The organism is Gordonibacter sp. An230, assembly GCF_002159915.1.
Lineage (GTDB): Bacteria > Actinomycetota > Coriobacteriia > Coriobacteriales > Eggerthellaceae > Rubneribacter.
This window is the reverse complement of sequence record NZ_NFJP01000019.1, coordinates 1-19,311: the sequence shown is the minus strand read 5'-3', so window position 1 is coordinate 19,311 and position 19,311 is coordinate 1. Positions and strand designations below refer to the sequence as shown.

The 19,311-nt window shown below is 65.0% G+C and carries 12 protein-coding genes; 4 read left to right on the top strand and 8 right to left on the bottom strand.

Annotation, left to right across the window (positions count from 1 at the left end; translation table 11 throughout):
* Window positions 1–113 precede the first annotated feature (113 nt).
* Complete coding sequence (locus B5F40_RS10440) at window positions 114–1,073, top strand: DMT family transporter (RefSeq protein ID WP_087194313.1); 960 nt, start codon at window positions 114–116, stop codon at window positions 1,071–1,073.
* Between the two features lie 500 nt (window positions 1,074–1,573).
* Here B5F40_RS10440 and B5F40_RS16685 read toward each other — a convergent pair whose 3' ends face one another.
* The 6 genes from B5F40_RS16685 to B5F40_RS10400 all read right to left on the bottom strand — a co-directional run bounded on the left by B5F40_RS16685 (window position 1,574) and on the right by B5F40_RS10400 (window position 11,443).
* Entirely contained in the window at window positions 1,574–3,109 is a 1,536-nt protein-coding gene (locus B5F40_RS16685) for a 4Fe-4S binding protein (RefSeq protein WP_239443011.1), read from the bottom strand.
* Window positions 3,106–4,353 (bottom strand): 4Fe-4S binding protein, encoded by a 1,248-nt coding sequence (locus B5F40_RS10425; RefSeq protein ID WP_087194276.1) that lies wholly within the window; start codon window positions 4,351–4,353, stop codon window positions 3,106–3,108. Before B5F40_RS10425 ends, B5F40_RS16685 begins: the two co-directional genes overlap by 4 nt.
* Window positions 4,350–5,213 (bottom strand): 4Fe-4S dicluster domain-containing protein, encoded by an 864-nt coding sequence (locus B5F40_RS10420; RefSeq protein ID WP_239443010.1) that lies wholly within the window; start codon window positions 5,211–5,213, stop codon window positions 4,350–4,352. Before B5F40_RS10420 ends, B5F40_RS10425 begins: the two co-directional genes overlap by 4 nt.
* Window positions 5,214–6,100: 887 nt before the next feature.
* Entirely contained in the window at window positions 6,101–7,003 is a 903-nt protein-coding gene (locus B5F40_RS10410; RefSeq protein WP_087194274.1) for a dimethyl sulfoxide reductase anchor subunit family protein, read from the bottom strand.
* Between the two features lie 3 nt (window positions 7,004–7,006).
* A complete protein-coding gene (locus B5F40_RS10405) occupies window positions 7,007–7,663 on the bottom strand; it encodes a 4Fe-4S dicluster domain-containing protein (RefSeq protein ID WP_087194273.1) in 657 nt (218 codons plus the stop codon).
* A gap of 15 nt (window positions 7,664–7,678) precedes the next feature.
* Window positions 7,679–11,443, bottom strand: a complete 3,765-nt coding sequence (locus B5F40_RS10400) for a molybdopterin dinucleotide binding domain-containing protein (protein WP_140396482.1) — start codon at window positions 11,441–11,443, stop codon at window positions 7,679–7,681.
* An 833-nt stretch (window positions 11,444–12,276) separates the two neighbouring features.
* Here B5F40_RS10400 and B5F40_RS10395 point away from each other — a divergent pair.
* Window positions 12,277–13,473 carry a hypothetical protein gene (locus B5F40_RS10395; RefSeq protein WP_087194272.1) on the top strand — a complete coding sequence of 399 codons (1,197 nt, stop codon included), beginning with the start codon at window positions 12,277–12,279 and terminating at the stop codon, window positions 13,471–13,473.
* On the top strand, window positions 13,470–15,554 hold the full coding sequence (locus tag B5F40_RS10390; protein ID WP_239443009.1) for a UvrD-helicase domain-containing protein: 2,085 nt from the start codon (window positions 13,470–13,472) through the stop codon (window positions 15,552–15,554). The genes B5F40_RS10395 and B5F40_RS10390 overlap by 4 nt, the downstream gene beginning before the upstream one ends.
* 1,057 nt (window positions 15,555–16,611) lie before the next feature.
* On the opposite strand, the gene B5F40_RS10380 is transcribed toward B5F40_RS10390, so the two are convergent.
* Together B5F40_RS10380 and B5F40_RS10375 are read right to left on the bottom strand one after the other, a co-directional pair.
* Window positions 16,612–17,376 (bottom strand): TorD/DmsD family molecular chaperone, encoded by a 765-nt coding sequence (locus tag B5F40_RS10380; protein WP_239443008.1) that lies wholly within the window; start codon window positions 17,374–17,376, stop codon window positions 16,612–16,614.
* Between the two features lie 2 nt (window positions 17,377–17,378).
* Entirely contained in the window at window positions 17,379–18,188 is an 810-nt protein-coding gene (locus B5F40_RS10375) for a hypothetical protein (protein WP_087194270.1), read from the bottom strand.
* 365 nt (window positions 18,189–18,553) lie between these two features.
* Here B5F40_RS10375 and B5F40_RS10370 point away from each other — a divergent pair, with 365 nt between their 5' ends.
* A complete protein-coding gene (locus B5F40_RS10370; protein WP_087194269.1) occupies window positions 18,554–19,015 on the top strand; it encodes a hypothetical protein in 462 nt (153 codons plus the stop codon).
* Window positions 19,016–19,311 lie beyond the last annotated feature (296 nt).

Here is a 19,311-nt window from a genome sequence, read left to right as displayed (position 1 = left end):
AGGCCGATCGCACCTGGAGGGGCCGCGCAAAGCACTCATGCTCCGGCGATTCCGAGACGGTTATCGCAAGACGTTCCAACCGCCAACGGCAAAGCCGTGCTATGATGCCGCGCATGACGCGACCCTTCCAACACGCCCCCGCCCCGCTGTGGGCCTACAAAGCGCTGCTGCTTGCGGCGGCGACCATTTGGGGGCTGGGAACCGTCGTCATCAAGACGACCGTTGACACGTTCCCGCCGGCCTGGCTTGTGGGTGTGCGGTTCACGGCAGCGGGCGTCGTCTTGGGAGTCGCCTTGCTGCCGCGCCTCAAGCGCACGCTCGACCTCGACCACCTGCGAAAAGGCGCTGCACTGGGCGCAATGCTGTTCTTGTCGTACTGGTCGAACTCAACCGGACTCACCGACACCACCGCCTCGAACAGCGCGTTTCTCACATCGCTGTACTGCGTCATCATCCCGTTTCTCGGCTGGGCGCTTCGCGGGCCTCGCCCGACCCGCTGCAACATTGCAGCGGCGCTGGCATGCGTGGCGGGCGTGGGCTGCGTGTCGTTCGCGGGGGCGTCGGGATTCTCGCTGGGCTTCGGCGACCTTGTCACGCTGCTGTCGGCCTTGTTTCTGGGCTTCCATGTGCTCTACACCGCAAGGTTCGCGCCCGGATGCGACATGGCGCAGCTCACCGTGGTGCAGTTCCTCGTGGCGGGGGCGCTTGGGCTTGCGGCGGGAGTGGCGTTCGAGCCGATGCCGAACTTCCTCGAGCTCGGCCCAGACACCTGGGCGAGCCTTGCCTACCTGGCCGTTTTCGCCTCGTGTATCGCGCTGCTGCTGCAAAACATCGCAGTGGCGCACGTCGATCCGGCGCCTGCGTCGCTGTTTTTGGCCACCGAGTCGGTGTTCGGCGCAACGTTCTCCGTCGCGTTTTTGAACGAAACCCTCGGCCCCCTCTCGCTCGCCGGATTCGCCCTCATCTTCGCCGGTATCGTCACAAGCGAGTACATCCCGCTGCGCACCGCGAAGCGCGCCGCAGCCCGTAGCGCACCAGATGCGGCAGCGGAGCCAAGCGGCGAGAACCTTTAGGGCCACGTCCAACGAGGCGGCACAATCGGCGTAGCGCGAGCGGCCCCTTGCATGCAAAATTCGCCAGATTGCTGCCGCAGCGCGAGCGACCCTTCGCCGCCAAACCGCCATCGATGAGAATCTGCGCTCGCTGACCATTGGGCCGGGCTCTTTGCGGCCGGACACCGCTGAAAGCTCTTCGCTAGGCGAAGAAACCCTGTGCAGCACCGGCAAGGTTGCGCGCGGCGGGCCGGCCAAGCTCGCAGCATAGCCGTTTAGCAGAAAGAGCCGCCCGAGATGCACAAAAACCCGCGTGTTGGACGTTCCGAAGGCCGAAACGCCATATCTAAACGAACCGCTCCACGTTGAAGCGAACATGCCAACCCTCTGATCAGGCGCTTTTCTGATAACCTGATTCCGCACGATGCGGCAGACCCAGAGGGCAATTACACATCGCTGGTTTTTGTGCAGATTCGTCCCGCCTGCGGTCAAACCAATATCGGCTGCCCTTTCGCCACCCCTCATCGCTCGAATATATCGGTGCCTTTCATGCGCTCGCGCAGGGTGTTGACGATCTGTTGGGCGTTTCCCAGCTCCACTGCACGCGGGCGCATGACGTAGCGATGCGCCGCACCTTCCACGAGGAAGGAGGCGCGCACCTCGTCGCGCAAGACGATGGCGTCTTCCGGACACACGTCGCGACAGCTTCCGCACTTCACGCAGTCGCTTGGACTATGGAGCACGCCGAACGTGCCGTCCTCCTCGTCGAACTTGCGGATGGCTCCCGTCGGACAGAACGTGGCGCACATGCGACACGACGAGCAGCGCGTCCCGTCGATGACCACGCATCCCCATAGGCGGCTCGCCAGCGCGCCCGACGGGGCATCGCCGAGGCGGGCAAGGCTGTCGAGCAGGCGCTCGCGCCGGTCGGGAACGAAATGCGGCAACGTGCCGTCCTCCATGACGCGCAACCTGAAGTCCGGCGTGGGAGCGGACGTTTGCGCAGACACGGAATCGGAATCGGATCCGAGCGCAAGCGCCGATGCGGCATCGAAAGACAATGCTGCGGCAGGCGCGGATGCCGATGCAGGCGCGGAGACAAAGCCGGAACCGAGCTCGGCATCGGGGGCGAAAACCTCCGGCGCGAACGCAGTCGCGAAAGCAGTCCCGGCCTCCGAGGACGTCGAAGAGGCCGTCGGCCCTTCAGCCGACGAGCGCAACGGCTCATTGCCGCAGCGTTGCGCGAAGCGCGCCTCCAGCAACGCGCACGCATCCTCGGCATCGACACCGTCGCGCAGCGCGAAAGCGGGAACCTCCTGCCCAACCAGCACGCGAGCATCGCTCCCCCATGCGCTCATGAGGTCGTTCGCGCTTTCGGCCACCATGCGCGCAACGTCCAGCCCGTGCTGCTGGTCGCATCGGTCGCAACGTCCGCACACCATGCGCACACGCCGCACGCCCTCGGCGGCCAGCGCGCACGCAAGCGTCTCGTCGATGCGGCCCGCGCACACCACCGTTGCCGCGCGACCTTCGTCAAGCAGCCCGCCCAACGCTTGGCGCACCTGCTCGCACACGACGGCCACCTCGTCGCCGCACCGCACGGACGCGCACGCCTGCAGAAGCTGCGCGTCGCTGGGATTGCGCGCCTCGAGGGCGCACGTTGGGCACACCGTGGCGCATGTGCCGCACCCCACGCATTTCGACGCGTCCACCGCCAGCTGCCCGTCGACGAGGGATATGCATCCCGACGTGCACGCCTCGGCGCATTTCAGGCACGCCACGTTGCGGTTGCGCACCTTGGCGCAGCGCTCCTGGCGCACGCGGATCGCGACGCTGTCAACGCCCGTCAGCATGCCCACGATGCTACGGCAGCCGATACGCCGCGCGCCTTCGCGGGACGTGCGCGGCGCCGTATCAGAGAAAGCCTGCGAAACGGGAAGCCCCGCATGCTTCGCAGCGTCTACGAGCGGAATCGGAGATCCGCCAGGCACTGAATCGACTGCGGCAACCCCGTCCGAAAAGCCCGCATCAGAAGCCGCGCGCACCCCGGCCGTCATCGTGCCGCTCCCTCCCCGCCGCCATCCAGCCGAGCGTCGTCCGCCGAAGCCGCCGGCGCCCCATCGCCGCCATCAGCGAACAAAGGCGCGCTCTGCACGTCGCCCCCACCTGCTCCCGCCGGCGATATCACGCCAACCCCGGCCGCCGGCCCCTCCTCGCCGCCCACCGTCCGGGCACCACCGGCCGTCGTGGCCGTCGCGACCTCATCAGCGCCAAGCACGCCGCCACCAGCCACCCCAGCGGAAACAGCCGCAATCCCGTCTGCAACCCCCACGGCCGTCGAGGCAGAACCCATGCCCTTGCGCGCAATGAACGGCATGCTGATGGCATTGGCGGGGCACGCATCCACGCAGGCGCGGCAGCGCGTGCAGTCGGCGAGGGTTCGCTCGCCGAAACCGGGATGACGCAGGTTGATATCGGCGTCGCACACCTCGGCGCAGCGCGAGCACGGCGAGCCCGTGGCTGTCTCAAGGCATGCAGCATCGTCGATGACGGGCCGCCACATGCGTCCAAACCTCGACACGAGGTTCATGAGGCCCGCCAGCGGGCAGAACCGCGTGCACCATTTGCGCAAGAAGACGAGCTCGACCACGAGCACGGCCGGAGCCAGCACCACCGACCACGTCATATCGCCGGCCGAGAACAACCGCCACACCAACAGCACCGTGGCGAACGAGAGCCCAATGGGGCACACCAGGCAGAACACCGGGAAGCCGAACACGGCTGTGGACAGCAGCGCGCCGCCGAGGACGTAGTGGCGCGAGTCGAGTTTCGCACGCATCTCCTCGCAGCCTCCGCACGAACCGCAACCGCGCGCGCACGCCTTCTCGCCTGCCGCCGCATCGCCTGCCGCCGCATCCGAAGACAGAGCCTCCAACCCCATCTCCTCGCGCGCGATAGCAAGCACTTCGTCACGACGCGCCCTTTCGTGCTCCCGGCGCTTTTTTGGCGACCGGAAGAAGCCTCGCACCCGCTCGAGCAGTGGCACCGGGCAGATCCACCCGCAGAACGCGCGACCCACGAAGAACACGAGCACAGCCATGACGATCAACGAGATGATCGCCCTTGGCACGAACGTTTGCGAGGCGATCATCGTGGTGATAGCCCCGAGCGGGCACAGAGCGGCGACGGCATCCCACCCGAAGCCCGACAGCGTCCCCAGCTGCATGCCGGCGATCAGCCCGGCGCACAGCACGACGAACACGATGGCGGCCACAACTACGCGAACCTTGCTTGCCTTCATGACCAGGCCTCCTCTCGCAGCGTTTCCAACGGACGGACGACAACGGCGCGCTCCGTCGCCCCGGAGGCGATAGAGCCTGTCGTCAGCGACACGCACACGCTCTCGCACGCACCGCAGCCGACGCACTTGTCAGCTATAACGCGAGGGTGCGGATTCGCGCCCTCGTCAGACAGCTCGATGGCGTTGTAGCCGGCGTCCACGCATGCGTCGTAGCAGTAGCGACAACCGGTGTCGCGATATGCCAGGCATTGCGCCTCGTCGATCACGGCCAGCCCCAGGACAGTGCTCTCGGCCGCAGCCCCTTCAGGCAGCATGAGCGCCTCAGTCGGGCACACCTCAACGCACAAAGGCACGCCGCCGTTGCCCTTCGCGCAGAAGTCGCACCAAGCAGCGTCGAAGCCCAAAGCCGGAGTGCGCATGCCCAGAAGGCCGTCTTCGATATGGGCCGGCACGATGACATGCTGGGGACACGCCTCGTAGCATCGCTCGCAGCGAATGCAGGCGCTTACCAACCTCTCCTCGTCCTGCCCTCCCGGCGGGCGCACGAGCGGGTTGTGCCCCGCGTAGCGCAGCGCCCCCAAGCACAAAAGCGCTGCCGTACCGCCCGCGCCGACGAGCAGCGACCGCCGCGACACGTCCATCGGCTGTTTGACGCGCCTGGAGTTGGCGTTTGCCTCGGCCCCCGCAGGCTCCTCAGCCCTCTCATAATCCGCAGACGCGCTTTCGTTGGCGCCGTCGCCTGCATCGCCCGCATTGCCGGCGGCCCCTGCGTTAAGCTCCCCGCCGTCGTGCGCCCGCATCGACGCGTACCTCTTTCCAGAGGCGGATCGCACATTCGCACCTTTCTCATCTTCACTCATAGCACGCCTCCTCTTCGCTGGTCAAAAACCCACTTGCCCGCTCTGAGCCGCAGGCAAGCGAAGACTCGCCAAAACGCATAAGCGAGGGGGCTTGAGGCTGCATCGCGAAAAGCGAGGCCGCGCATCGAAGCCCAAGCCCCCTCCGTCATGCGTTTTCAAACTCGCGCAAGCGCGGCCGCCGAGTGACGCATCGGGAAAGACCGCCGCATCGCCGCGCGGCGCGCTCGACAAGCGCACCGACAGCCGCATCGCCCTCGTTTTTCGTGGTCGCGTTGCGCAGGCACGGCAAAAGAGGGAGAAGCGAGCTTGCGGCACCGCTCCAGCACCCGTTGGCACCGCGGCGCTCTTTGCGCCAGCCAAAGCCGCGCTCCGGCGCCCGTCTGCGAACGGATGCCGGAAAAGAGAGGCGCGCCCGCCCGCCGCTTTCGAAGGTCGTAGAGCGTTTCAGGCGAAGCACCCCGCCTCTTTGCCGAGCGAGCCCAGCACCGCAAGCCGCTTTGCCCCCGCCTCTCCGCCCCTTCCACGCGCCCATCGAAAGACCGGTGCCGCGCTTGTTGCTTCTCAGGCAGGGCAAGCGTCCGAACATGCTTAAAGCCCTCGTGCCCCAAGAGGCCCGCAAACGCAACGAGAGGCTGCATCTGCGGAAAAGCTGCGGCAAGAGGGCCGAGAAAACCCGGGGAATCCCCGACAGCGCCCTCCGTCCGCATGTCAAACCGCCTCGCTCAACTGTCGAATGCGCCGACCAGAACACTTCCGACCGCCAAACGCACAACCTCGAAAACCGCTCGCACGAGCAAAAGGGACGAACGATCGGGCAGAACCGGCACGCAACCCCGCGTCCGCCACCTGCCGCTGGGCGCGCCTCCCGACGCGCCCAGCCAACGCACCTAGTACAGCGCGAACACGCTGATCGCCACCACGTAGAGGATGACGCGCCACACGATGCCGCCCACAGCGCAGCATGCAAGGGCCACGCCCGCATATCCCGCGAGCTTCGTCCCCGTCGCCTTTTGGCGCTGCGCAAGCCACGCCAACGCCGCCGGTACGACCACGCCCACCGCGATGACGCCCAGCCAGAACGGCACGGCCTGCTCGCCTGCGATGATGCCGCCCACGATGCCGGCACGATCGACCATGGCCACATCGGGCAGCGTCGGATCGAAGTAGTACTGGATCTCGGCCGAGTACAAGCCTGCCGACCCGTTGATGACCAGCGCGTACGCCAGCACGACCACCAGCTGCAAGACGCCGCCCGCAAGCGCCGCGCGCGCCGCCAGATCACTCGCATCATCAGCCTTGGTCAGCGCCGCGATGACGGTTGCTGCCAACCCGCCCATGAACACGGCGTTCACCAGGTAGTACACGATGAGCAGCGGCGTGTTCCATGAGGGCAGCGCGTGCATGAGGTAGCTGTCACCCGTGAGGGCCGGCAGCCCCAACCCCGCGATGATGGCCAGCACGCCGCACCACTTCGGAGCCATGCCGTCCTCGGATCGACGCATCATGAGGAAGTACAGCACCAGCACCACGAAAAACACGATGCAGCCGATGAACTCGAGCGTGATGCCGGACGTGATGTGCCCGAACCCGTTGAAGATGCGCTCCCAATGCTGCAGGTGCATGAACACGGAGATGCCGCCCACCGCCAGCGCCGCAAGCGACACGACAAGCGACGCCGCTTGCATCTTCTTGCCCTTGCCCAGCACGCACAGCAAGCCCTGCATGCCCAGCGTGCCGCCAGATACGCACAGGAAGAACGTGAAGAGGATCAGAGGCCATTCAGGATTCATAGCTTACTCCCTCCACTTCCGACCCTCGCGCATGAGGTACATGAGCTTGGGCTTGTTGCCTGCGTCCACGAGATGGTGGATGTCGTTGTCGGTGTACGCCTCCACGTAGTCCTTCAGCTTCACGCGCGTCTGCGTCATCTCGTCGTACTGGCAGCCCGGACTGTCGGGGTGCGCGGGAGCCTCGAAGGCGTCCACACCCTGATCGAGGTCGCCGAAAAAGCGGGCGCGGGCGCCGCATTGCGACACGCATTGAGGCAGCTCACCTTGGGAGATGCGCTGTTCGCACAGCGTGCACTTCTCCACTACGCGTTCCTCCTCGTTGAGGTAGCGCACGCCATAGGGACACGCCATAGCGCAGAACCGGCAGCCGATGCACTTGCTCTTGTCAACCTGGATGGTGCCATCCTCGCGAATGTGCGATGCCTCTGTGGGGCACACCTTCACGCATTCGGGATTCTCGCAATGCTGGCACTGAACGGGAAGGAAGTACATCTCGACGTCGGGGAACTGGGCGCCGTCCGTCTTGGGATGCGGCCCCACGCGCAACGTCTTGATCCAAAAGTCGCCCACCGGCACGCCGTTGACGGCTTTGCACGCCACGGTGCATGCCAAGCATCCGGTGCAGCGGTTCAGATCCGTAATGATCGCATAGTTTGCCATTGACCAACCTCCTTCCTACTGATGGTTCTTGGAATACTGGCCCAATTCGCCGACCTCGACCGAGCCGCTGTTCAGCTTGCCGTTCGCAAAAAGCTCGGGGCTTTGGATGGACGGCTGCAAGCCGGTGGCCTGCGGGTTATGGAACGTGATCTCAGCCGTCACGTCGGTCAAGCGAGGATCGTTGGAGAGCCACTCCTTCAAACGCTCGTCGTTAGCGTTCGTGATGACGGGGTTGCCTTGCGGATCGCACGGCACCGGATTGTTGAACGGGCTGTTGTCCTCGGTGGCCTTGTAGATGACCACCGGAAGGCCGCGCAGCTGGGAGGCGCCGCACACCCAGCACTGAGCGTACTTGTCCATACAGCAGTTGATGTTGACCAGCTCGAACCCGTGGGAAGCGGTGTCGATCTCAGGATACCACCAGGCATGGTTCGCATTGACCGTGCCCTCTTTGATGCCGTAGTACAGATCCACAACCTCGCGAATGGCGCCCCACGGACTGCGAATCCACACCCAGTCGCCCTGCTCGAGGCCCATGCGCGCCGCGTCGTTGGGGTTGATCTCCAAGCGCGGCGACGGCCACAACTCGCGACACCACGGAAGCTGACGGTGCTCGGAATGGAAGTACACCGGTTGGCGCGCGCCTGTCGTCATGATGAACGCATGATCGTCGCCATGCTCGACAAGGGCCGCCCTGTAATCTTCCAGCAGATGGTCGCCGCGATAGTTCTCGTTGATGTAGGCGTCTGTCGTGGTGATCTGGTCCGCCTGATCGGCATGGTAGTACTGCGGCGCCTGCACCTTGGAGTTCTTCGGCTCGAACCAATGCGGGAACTTGTCGATGTCGGGAACAGTTCCGTCGTAGGCGGCGCGATCGGGACTGCACGTCGCGGCGAACGTCTCGGTGTCGTCGCCGATATACGACTCAGCGATGGTCGACCACACCTCCACCTTGGCGGTGGGGGTCATGAATCCGCACTTCTCGTCAACGGCCGCGTACAGATTGTAACCGCCCTGCTGACGGCGATAGCCCATCTCCCATCGACGGTACGTGCCCCAACGCTCGGGATGCCACGCGCGACAGTCGAACCAGCCCTCCTCCTGGAACTTCGCGGCGAATTCGGGGAAGTCCGGACCGGCCACGTCGTTGATGGGCTCGGCCGGCTTCTCGGCTGCCGCATAGTCGGGGAACGCGGGAATGACCTGCTCCGGCTTGCTTTCCTTGTCCTTGAACTCCTCGATGCGCCACCAGTCGGTGGCATCCTTCAACACGCGGTATTCCTGCTGCTCGTAGGTGACGTCGCCGCCCATCTGCACGAAGTTGTTGTAGTCGAGATTGTTCCAGCCGTCGTAGTTCAAGTCGCGGTCGTTCCACAAAACCGCACGGCGCTCGGCAGGTATGTCGGCGCGCGTGGGATGCTCCTTGCCGGTAAGCGCCTTGGCCATTGCAAGGTGCAGGCAGATGACGGCAACCGGATCGTAGATGCAATCGCCCATCGGCTCGGCCGCACGCTGGCCGGCGCCGAATATGCCGCCCGCCCCCTGCGACACGCGGCCCGTGTTCACCTCGAGCCAGTGCAAGCACGGGATGATGATGTCGGCGCACCCGTTGTTCGGGCAGGACCAGAGGTTGAAGTCGAGCCAGAAGTCTAGACGGGTGAGGGCCTCCCATGCCTCGAGCAGATTGGACTCGTTCATGAAATCGCCCGACATGCACACACCGCCGTGGATCTGGTACGGGGTGTCGATCTCGTTGATGGAGTCCCAAATGGCAGTCGAGTCGGCCCAACGGTTCCAGTAGCGCAGAAGCGGGAAGCGCTCGGCGGATATCTGCTTTGCATTGGAATCGAACGGCGTCGTCAACCCCGGCCATGCACGACTGCCCTTGTAGTCGCCGCCTTTGCGTTCGGCGATCCAGCGAGCCTCCTCGTCGGTGGGCACGTGGTTGCCGTAGCGTTCCGCCAAAGGCGAATTCTCGTCGATGAGGTACTGCACGAAGTTTTGGATGAGCGGGATCTGGTCCTCCACGGATAGGTCGCGCGGAGTGTCGCCCAGCTCCATGGTGCCCACACCCTCGCGAATGCCCCAGTCCTTAGGCTCGTGGTCGGTTGTGAGCATGTTCGCGCGACCGCAGCAGCCGTCCACCTCGGCTTTGGAGGAACCGCGGTTGCCGGCAGGCTCGTCGGAGTTGCCGGTGATGCAGGCGATCAGCTGCAACGCGCGGCTGTTCTGCACCGCGTGGCCCGTCTGGTCGGGAGCCAACTGGTAGTGGATGCCGCCGTTGCCGTGCAAGGGGTTCAAGCGCGTGGTGTAGATGCGCACAGCCTCCTCGATCTTGTCGGCCGGAACCTCGGTTACTTCTTCGCAGTACTCAAGCGTGTACTCGGACAGACTGTCGCTGAACGCCTCCCACACCGTGCCCGCCATGATGGTGCGCCCGTCGGCGAGCTTAACCTCGACGCCTCCGGGGAACAGCGCAGGGCTTTTGGGCAATCCGAGCGGGTTGGACTTCCTGCCGCCCTCGTTGCCTTCGTTCCAATACGCGTCGTAGGTCGGATCGGCCGGGTCGGCGAAGTGGGACGGATCGGGCAGCCACGCATCGGCCATGATGGGCTTGTACGGATGCTCGATCCATGTGCCCGTGGTGGGAATCTTGTGCTTCTCGCCTTCCCACTGGCAGGCCTCGGCGTCCCAGTACGTTGGCTTGCTGTTGTTCTCGTCCCAGCAGATGAAGCGACGGTAACTGTAGCGCGGATCGGCCGGCTCCCACCACTGGCTCACCCATTCGCGGTCGAGGTCGGCCTCGGTGAGGATACGGCTCTCCATGTCGATGCCGCCGTTCATCTCCATGAACCACCCTTTGACCGTGCGACCCCCCTCTTCGGGATTCCATAGGAAGGGGGCGTTCGTCCAGCGGCGCACGAACAGGTCGTCGTAGGCTTCGTTGTCGATGATCCACTTGAGCCAGGTGAGCGACAGGCACAGGTCGGTACCTACGCGCAAGGGCAGCCACAGATCGGCCTCCTTGCCAAGCGGCGTCATACGCGGATCGACGAGGATGTGCTTGTACGCGCGTTGGCTGCAGTCCACCACCGTGCGGTTCGTGGAGTCGTAGTTGGAGTACTCGGCTGCGGTGCCCCACTGCACGTACACGAGCGGACCCTGCTCGACCTCCATCCACGGAGAGCCGATCTCGTCGGTGAGGATGCCGGCGAAGTGGCGCGGACCCTTGCAGATCTCGTAGGCGAGGTGCGCGTTCGGCGTGGGGAAGATGGACTTCAACGTGCCGTATGGCGGCTGCGCCCACACGCGCGACGTGCCGCCCATGGCGAAGTTGGCCTCGCCGCCGTATTTCTCAACGATCTCATTGAACTTCGCGCCCGCCTCGTCGAACGCCTCGGCCAAGGTGATGCGCACCCAACCGGGATCGTCCTCTCCTTTGGGGTTCGTGCGCTTCATGCAGTAGCGCAGACGGTCGGGATGGTACAGGGCCAGCATGGACGATTGCGACTTCGCGCAGCAGTGGCCGCGGCTGTGGGCGTTTGACTCGTCGCCTTCCACCTTGATGACCTTGCCATCCTGCACGGTCACCCAAACGCCGCATTCCACCTTGCCGCACGCGCGGCAGCAGGAACGGATGCGCTTGATCTCTCCCGCAGATTCGTCCTGACCCTCGGCCAATGCGGTGGACGGCGTCGCAGCAAACCCCACCGTGCTCGCGGCGCCGGCGATGGCAGCGGCTTTCAAGAAGCTGCGGCGCGTGAGCGTGAGCTTCGCCATATGCCCCTCCTCTCTTTCTTCCTCTCGATTCCTTCGGCTTGCCTGAGGGCCGCCTCGCCGTTGCGCGCCGCGCAGCTGACGGCGAACGTCATTTGGACAAAACGGGAGGCGACCCACCTGTTCCCGTATTGTAGAGAGGGCGAAAAACCCCAAATCATAAGGGGTGGATGCTTCGGCTAGCGCATATCATCCCCAGCGGATTATTTCGCAAGGGAAGGCGCGCCTATACTGAGGATGACGAAGCCGGGCGCGGAGCTTGCAGCCTTGCCTGAGGCGGGCGCGAGAGGGCCGCGGCGCGGGCTCGCGGGCGCGAGAGGCGTGACGGCCGCAGCGAGGCGCGCGGCGCGAACACGAGAGGGTCGCGACGCGGGCGCACTCTATTGGTTCGGACACGCGTCGCGGAGAACGCGGGTCGCGGGTCAGCGGGGTCGAGCCAGCGGGGTCGGGCCAGCGGGCGTGGGCACGGGCCAGCGGGCGCGCGGACCACGGGTCGCGGGCCAGCGGGCGAGCGGGCGCGCGAGCCGCGGGTCGCGGGCCAACGAGGGCGCGAACCGCGGGTCGTGGATCAGCGCGGGCGAGAACCGCGGCCCGCGAGTCGGCGGACCCGCGGGTCGCAGATCAGCGGGCGCGCGGATCGCGAGCCGGCAGGTGCGCGAGCCGCGGGCCAGCATGATCGGATCGGCGGGCGCGCAGGCGCGAGGCTGATGGACGCGCGCCGCGCGGTCGCCGAGCGGCGCGCCCCACCCGCTCGTCGCCGTTTGGCACCCCAACGTTCGAAATGTTTCACATGAAACATTTCATGATCGGATAGATCATATAAAGGAGGAGGCACCATGGCACTACCACATCCATCCCTCACACTCGTGCTCGACATCGACGAGCGCCTTGACTCCGAAGCGTTGCGTCTCGAGGTCGGCCGCTGCTACGCCCACGTTTGTCAAACGTTCGTGCGCACGCATCCCGCCAAGATCCAAACAGCCGCGCATGCGAACGCCGATACGGCAACGGATGTCGTCGCACATGACGGCGACGCGACCGCCGACGAAAGCGCCAGCGCGGCGCTCGAAACCGCCAGCGCCATCCAGGCGACAGAAAGCGCCAGCGCGCAAACGAGCGCAAACACCGCCATCGGCGAAGCGGAGCCAACAACCGGCGCCGTCGGCGAAAACGCAGCAGCGGGCACAGGCGAGTTCGGCAGCATCGGCAACATCGCGCGCTTCCTCGTTAAGATGGGAACGCGTCGCTACCTCAACCCGAACGACAAGGAAGAAAACGCGCTGTGGAACGACGTCGTCGAACGCTGGATAGGCAACGAGTTGCACAAGGTGGGCAACAACATGCGCATCTTCAACCGCCGCCAGCGTGAAGGAGGCCGCGACCCGCTAAAGTTCGATTGGTACGAACTCAACCTTCAGAACGGCCAACTCGTCGCGATGCTGCGCTGCGACAGCGCAAGCGCCGTCGACCCCGCAACCAGCGAGACGATCACCAGACTGCGCGAAGCGTTCGGCAACGGAGCGCTCGGAAGCGAAGTGAAGCGTGTGCTCATGCCCGCTCCCGGAGAGTACGAACGGCAGCGTGAGACCGGGCTGGCAGCCAAAGCGCAACGCGAGGTCGAGGAGAAGGCGCGCGCGCAGGCCGAAGCCGCACGCGCGGCAGCCGAGGCCGAAGCCGCCGAACGCGCGGCCGAGAACGCGTTCTTGGAATCGCCGGAACTGACGGCGCGCGCAGCCTCCTTGGACGGCGAACAGCCCGGCGCCCCCGCGAACGAAGCTGAACGCACCTTGCAGACGCATGACGATCACAGCAAGCAGGCAACGGAGCGCGACGAGGCCAAGATGAGCAGCGACAAGGACACGGGCGACCCTTACGCTTTGGAAGAGGCCGATTTCGCCCTGGACTACCGCTTGTGGCAGATCGAATATGCCGACGGAAGCGCACGCCTGTTCGATTCGGCAACCGCGACGTTCGTCGAGCCCGCCGAAACCGCCAAATGCGGCACGCACGCCGAAAGGGAGGCCCACGCATGAGCAGCACGTGCAGCATGAGCAGCCTGGACGACATCGCATCCTTCGACGGGCGCATCGCAAAGGTGCAAGGGCCGGCCCGCAGCGGCAAGACCGAGGCGCTGGCGCGGCGCGCGGCCCACCTGATAAGCGATGGGGCAGATCCGGCTTCAATCCTGGTTGAGACGACAAGCGGCTTCGCAGCGCAGGCGTTTCGCCGCCGCCTAACGGCGCTTGCGGGAGAACGACACGCGCAAAAGGCAGCCTGCGTGGCCGTGCGCACGCCGCTCGGCATATGCGCGCACGTACTTGACACCCCCGCGGCACGCGCGGCAACCGACCGCGTACCGCGCGTGCTGACCGCTGCCGAATACGGCTTCCTCGTGGAGGACATGAAGACGCTCGGGATGCCCCTGCGCAAGCTGCGCCGCATGTTGGAACACCTTTACCAGCAGATGGAAGACCTCCAACCCCGAAGCGAATGGTGCGTAACCGGCGAAGAGCAGGCCGTTCTCGACCACCTCGTCCGCACGCTCGTCTCGCGCGGCGCCATGGTGCGCCACGAAGCTCCCGCGCTCGCGGCGGATTTCCTGAAAAGCGAGGTCGGCGCAACAGCGCGGGCATCGTACGATTATGTGCTGTGCGACGACTTCCAAAACCTCAGCCGCGCCCAGCAAACCTGCTTGTGCCTGCTAGCGGGCGCGCAGCTCATCGTGGCGGGCAACCCCAACCAGACGATCACCGCAGCCTCCGATCACCCCAACCCCCGCGGGTTCTCCCAGTTCGACACCGTGCGTCGAAACGTGCGCACCTTCATCTTGGAAGGGGCGTTCGCGCGTCCCGCCATCACGGCGTTCATCGACGCGCTATGCGACCAAGGCGACATGGACCCGATGTTCAAGGCCAATCACGCGCACATGCCCACTCGGGAAAACGAGCTTGAGGCAGTGAAATGGAACTCGCCTGAAGACGAATTGAACGGCCTGACCGCGTACCTCCGCTCGCTCTCGAGCACTGATGGCAACCCGAAAGAAAGCCGCACCTGCGTACTCGTGCCCGACAAGCGCTGGGCGGCGCTGGTCGCCCGCTTGCTGCGCACGCGCGGCTTCGAAGTGTCGACCGCCGGAGCGCTCACCGCCATCGGCGGCGATCCGCGCGACAGCGCGCGGGCGCGGGCGCTTGTGGCGTACACGAAGCTTTCCCTGCTGGCCAACCCGCACGACCTGACCGCTTGGCGCAGCTGGTGCGGCTTCGACAACCACCTCACCAATAGCGACGCCTGGGCGAACCTTGCGGCCTTAGCGGACGCCCAGGGCGTCTCGCTCTACGAGGCGCTTGCCCAAATGGCGGCTGCGGCAGAAGGCGACGCTGCGAACGGGCATGCGGATGACACCGCAAGCCGCACCGTATCCGCAGGCAATGCGAGCGGTGCAGGCGCGTCCACGTACGCCACCTGCGCCGCGCCCGCAAGCGACGGCGCACGCAACGAGCCGTTTCCTCGCGCGAGCATTCTGACGCAGCGCTGGCGCGAAGGGCAGGACTTCATCGCGAAGAACGCCGCGCGGCGCGGATTCGCGCTCATGCGGGCAATCGGCGCGACCGACCTACCCGAATTCGAGGACGTATCCGCCGCGCTCGTCGGCGACGAGGATGCGGCCGCCCTTCACCGCCTAGCACGCGCAAGCGTGACCGAACCCACTTGGCCCGAAAGCGAGCGCGTCCTCCACGTGGCCACATACGACGCCCTGTGCGGCACCGAATACGACCGCGTGTTCGCCCTGGCGACGGTGGACGGCCTCATCCCCTGCCGCGACGCCTTCGAAGTGGTCAGCACAAAGGACGCGCGCGAGCGCACGATGAACCGCGAGCGCAAACGCTTCGCCAACGCCGTTTCGAAAGCGCGTGACCACCTTGCGATCTCGTTTTTCAGCAAAGCCTCACTCGAACTTGCAGAACGATCGAAGATGCAGGTGACCCGCGTGCGGTCCGAGAACGGCGAGCGCATCGCGGTCGTGCGCCCCTCGAGCTTGCTGGCCGAGGCAGGCAACGCCGCGCCCGCCACCACCGGCGGCCAGAGCCTGCTGTCCGAACGCGGTCTGAACTGATGCCCCGCAGCACGGCTCCGCGCGTTGCGCGGGGCCGTGCGCTCCTCTGCGAAAGCCCCGATGCACGAGCTTGCGTCTCTATCGAGCAGCTTCACGAACTCGCTTCGAGCCATCCAAGCCCCGAAAGGCAGCAGCGAACGCGCAAAAGCAAACCGCAATCGGCCCCCCCCCCGTCCACGCGGCAGCCAATCATGGACAACCTTTCCAACGAAGCAGCGAACGCTCTCTCGAACACCTTCGTCCTCGACGTCCCGAGAGTTTTTGCCCGAGCCGGACGTATGCCGATCATAGAATCGAACTCTGCGACCCTCTTCCCCATAGCTGCCGGAATAAAGATCGACACCCCGCAGATACGACTGCGCAGAACCCGTTTCGAACAAGTGCGTTTCCTGGCCATGATGAAGCTCGGCATCGACCCAACCCGCCCCGACGCCCCTCCCATTCGCCTGCCTTCAAACGCAAATGCTTTGCCCTGCATGTGTCGACCGATAATGTACCGCCATTTAAACTCATACGCGTTATGCGCGCGCCATCACCCGACATGCAGAGAGAATGGCGCACCCGCAAATCTGCCGATCGGCCTGCTAGATTTTGCCCCTTTGCCCATCGCGGCAGCGTCACGCGCTTTCTCCCGCATAAGTCTGGAGAATTGCCCACCCCTCTTCTGCTGAAGCGACTACGAATTCGCGTCGCCAGTCCCGGGCCAACCGCGGCTTGACACCGGAAGCCACCCAAAGTGGCACAGATTGCATCTTGTGCATGGGTCGGAAGGGTTTCGGAACCGCTCCGAAAATCGCGATCAGGCGCTTTGCTGGAAACAGAGCGAAGAAGGGGCGCTTTCGACCGCGAAAACGGACGAGAATCTATGCACAAAACGCGATCTGTGCCACTTCTTTTTCTTTTTCATGCCAAACCGCCATTGGCAGCTCTTGACGGCAGCACGCCGTGGCGGTTCCCGCCCCATTCACTCTGCCGAACCGCCAGCGACAACCCCGGCCGTTCGGGCGCGCCCGTGCAACTCGCCGCGCACATGCGGCAGACGCGCGCGAAGCGAGCCCTATCCGTCCAGCAACTCGGACAGAACCGCCTCGTCCTCCTCTACATACCCCATCGTCAGCTGCGCGAGCCCCTGATAGAACGTCGTGCGCGAGAACATGCGCATGTCGCCGGTCAGCATGGGCAGCCAATTCAGCAGATGGTCCCGCACGAACGCGAGCTGGGTGAGCACGTGCGCGGCCGCCCCCTCCTCGTCGCCATCGCGCAGAGCCGCAGCGGTGCGCATGGACATGCGCTGCATGAACTCAAGCTCCAACGCGACATGATCTTCGCCCTCGCTCCAGCTTCCGCGTTTGAGGTTGTTCTCCCGCAGCGTCTTGAGCACTTCGGCGCGCGCTTCCTGCATCATCAGACGCCGTTCGGAGGTGTACACGCTTTCGTACGGATACGCCGCCGAGTATCCGTTCACGCCGTGGCCGATGAACGTGCGCACGTAGTCGACAGCCAATTCGGTGATGCTGTCGTCCCAAGCGGATCGCAGATAGTCGTACAGCAGATGGTAGCCTTCGTCCACCTTGGCATTGCCCGTCGCAGTGGGAAACCGCATAGATTGAAGCTCGCCGAGCACCTCATTGTCCACCTCCTTGCGGTAGAGCCGCGCGAGCATCCCATAGGTGTGCGCGCGCAAGTCCATCAGCTCAGCCAGGTCCACTGCAGCCTCTTCACCCGGGCCGTCGCTCACGCCGCGCGCTTCCCGCACGCTCTGCGTCCGCGCTTCCTGCGCCATCTGCGCTTCCCGCAGCTCCGTCTGCGCCTTCTCGGCCATGGTCAGTCCTCCTTCCCCATCGCCTGGATGACGGGCAGCATCGAACGGCCCAGATCGGTCAACCGCCAGGCGCGATCCTTCCATGCGATCGCATCGGTGCGTTCCAGCAAGTCGATGAAGTGCCCGCCGAACCGTCGCGGGCTCTTCACGATGGGAAACGTGTCCACCAATGCGTCAATGTAGGCTTTCGAACGCGGCTCCGCGCCAACAGCCTCCATCACCGCGCGGTACACCTCCGCGTACTTCGCATCGCGCCCCAGCACCAGCTCGCGAAACGCCGCGCCCTGCGTCAGCGATTCGCGCACGGCCAGCCCCGCAGCGCTCGCGCGCCACACCGGATCGACGCGCTCTTTGATCTCGAGGTACTCAACGCCTTCGGCCGCATCTTCGCACGCGTCGGCCACCTCGGGCATCTCAAGCTCAAGGGCCCCGGCGCGCTCGAGCATGCGGCACAGCGTGGTGGGCGCGTACACCGAGCGGTTGTCGCGTTGCGCTTCATCTACACGACGCGTCAGCTCGCTGGTGGGGCACCCGTCAGCGCACCATCCGACAATCGACAGCAGCACCGTACGCCGCCCCGGATTGCGATCGAGAAGCGAGCGGATCGCTTGCTCGGCCCCGCCCATGCGCTCGGGAGTGTAGACGCTTTCGCGACGCATCTCGCTAGGCATGTTGCGCATGGTGGGGTAGTCCACCGTGTCAAGCGGGTTGTCGTCGTCCATAGCTTCCTGGTCGATGACCTCGTCATCCACGGCCAAGGGGTCGAACTCCTCGTCGAAACCGCCCCAAAGCCCATTCGCATCGCTCGTCATCCTGCCTCCTCACCGCACGTCGACGTTGCGTCGCGCCTCGCGCCCCGATCACACGCCGTTGACGTCGAGTCGCACGCGCGCCCCTCTCCTCTCGACCTTCTCCCAAACATTCGGATTCGCTCGCGCGGCGGGCAGGGAGGGGAGGGTAGCCCCGCCGCGCGAACCTGCCGTCGATTATAGGAACCGCACGTTCGCAGGCATCATCCTGCAAGGCTGAAAATGAAGTAGATATCATACGCACCCCGCTTTGACATGCGAAAACGCCGAATCACCCTCAACTGGGCGCGCTTGACCGACGCAAAAGCGACACCCTATAATCCAAAGCGCGTTGCGAAAAGCGGGGCTTCCTACAGAAAGGAGCTCTTATGGCCAACGCAAATCGCGGCAAGAGGATCCTTGCCGCAGCGGCCCTCGTGGGCGCATGCTCGCTGGTTTCGGCTCCCGCCTACGGCTTCTACTACGTCCACAATGACGAGCTTGTGGCGACAGAGGGCAAAGGCGTGATCGAGATCGTGTGCACGCTGGACGAGACCGCATCGAACGGAGGCGTGAAGACCGGGGTCATCATGGTTCCGGAGGGCAGCACCGTCAGCGATTGCCTGAAGGAGGCCGTGGTTTCCAGCGAGAGCAAAAACGGGCTGGAGGCCATCCGCGATCACAGCGCCACCAGCTTGGCGGACGACCTGTCCGACAAGCAGTACACGTGCACGGTGTACAAAGCAGCAAGCCAAGCACCGGGCACACAGACCACGTACGACGGCGCGGGCACAGAAGGCGAAGATACCGCCCTCGAGCGCTGGGACAACGTGGTTATCACGGTGGCGTAGCCCACCGCAGGAGGGGGAGGGGCCGGACGACCAGCCGGATCCTCCCCCTTCCTTCGCACTCCGCACCGTCCCTTGCGCGGGTATCGCACCCTGTGCACCGTCCCGCACCTCCCACTCCCAGCTCCCGTTTCGCGGAGAAGCGCAACCCATCATACTCTGCGTATGATTTTTCGGCATCGTCCCTCGTCGCGTTAGAAAAACAGGATGTCATCGCTCGACAAAGGTGAGAGCGGATATTATCATTTCCGTCGCACGGGCAACCTTCGCACGGGGAATAGCATAGCAAAAAAAAGGGG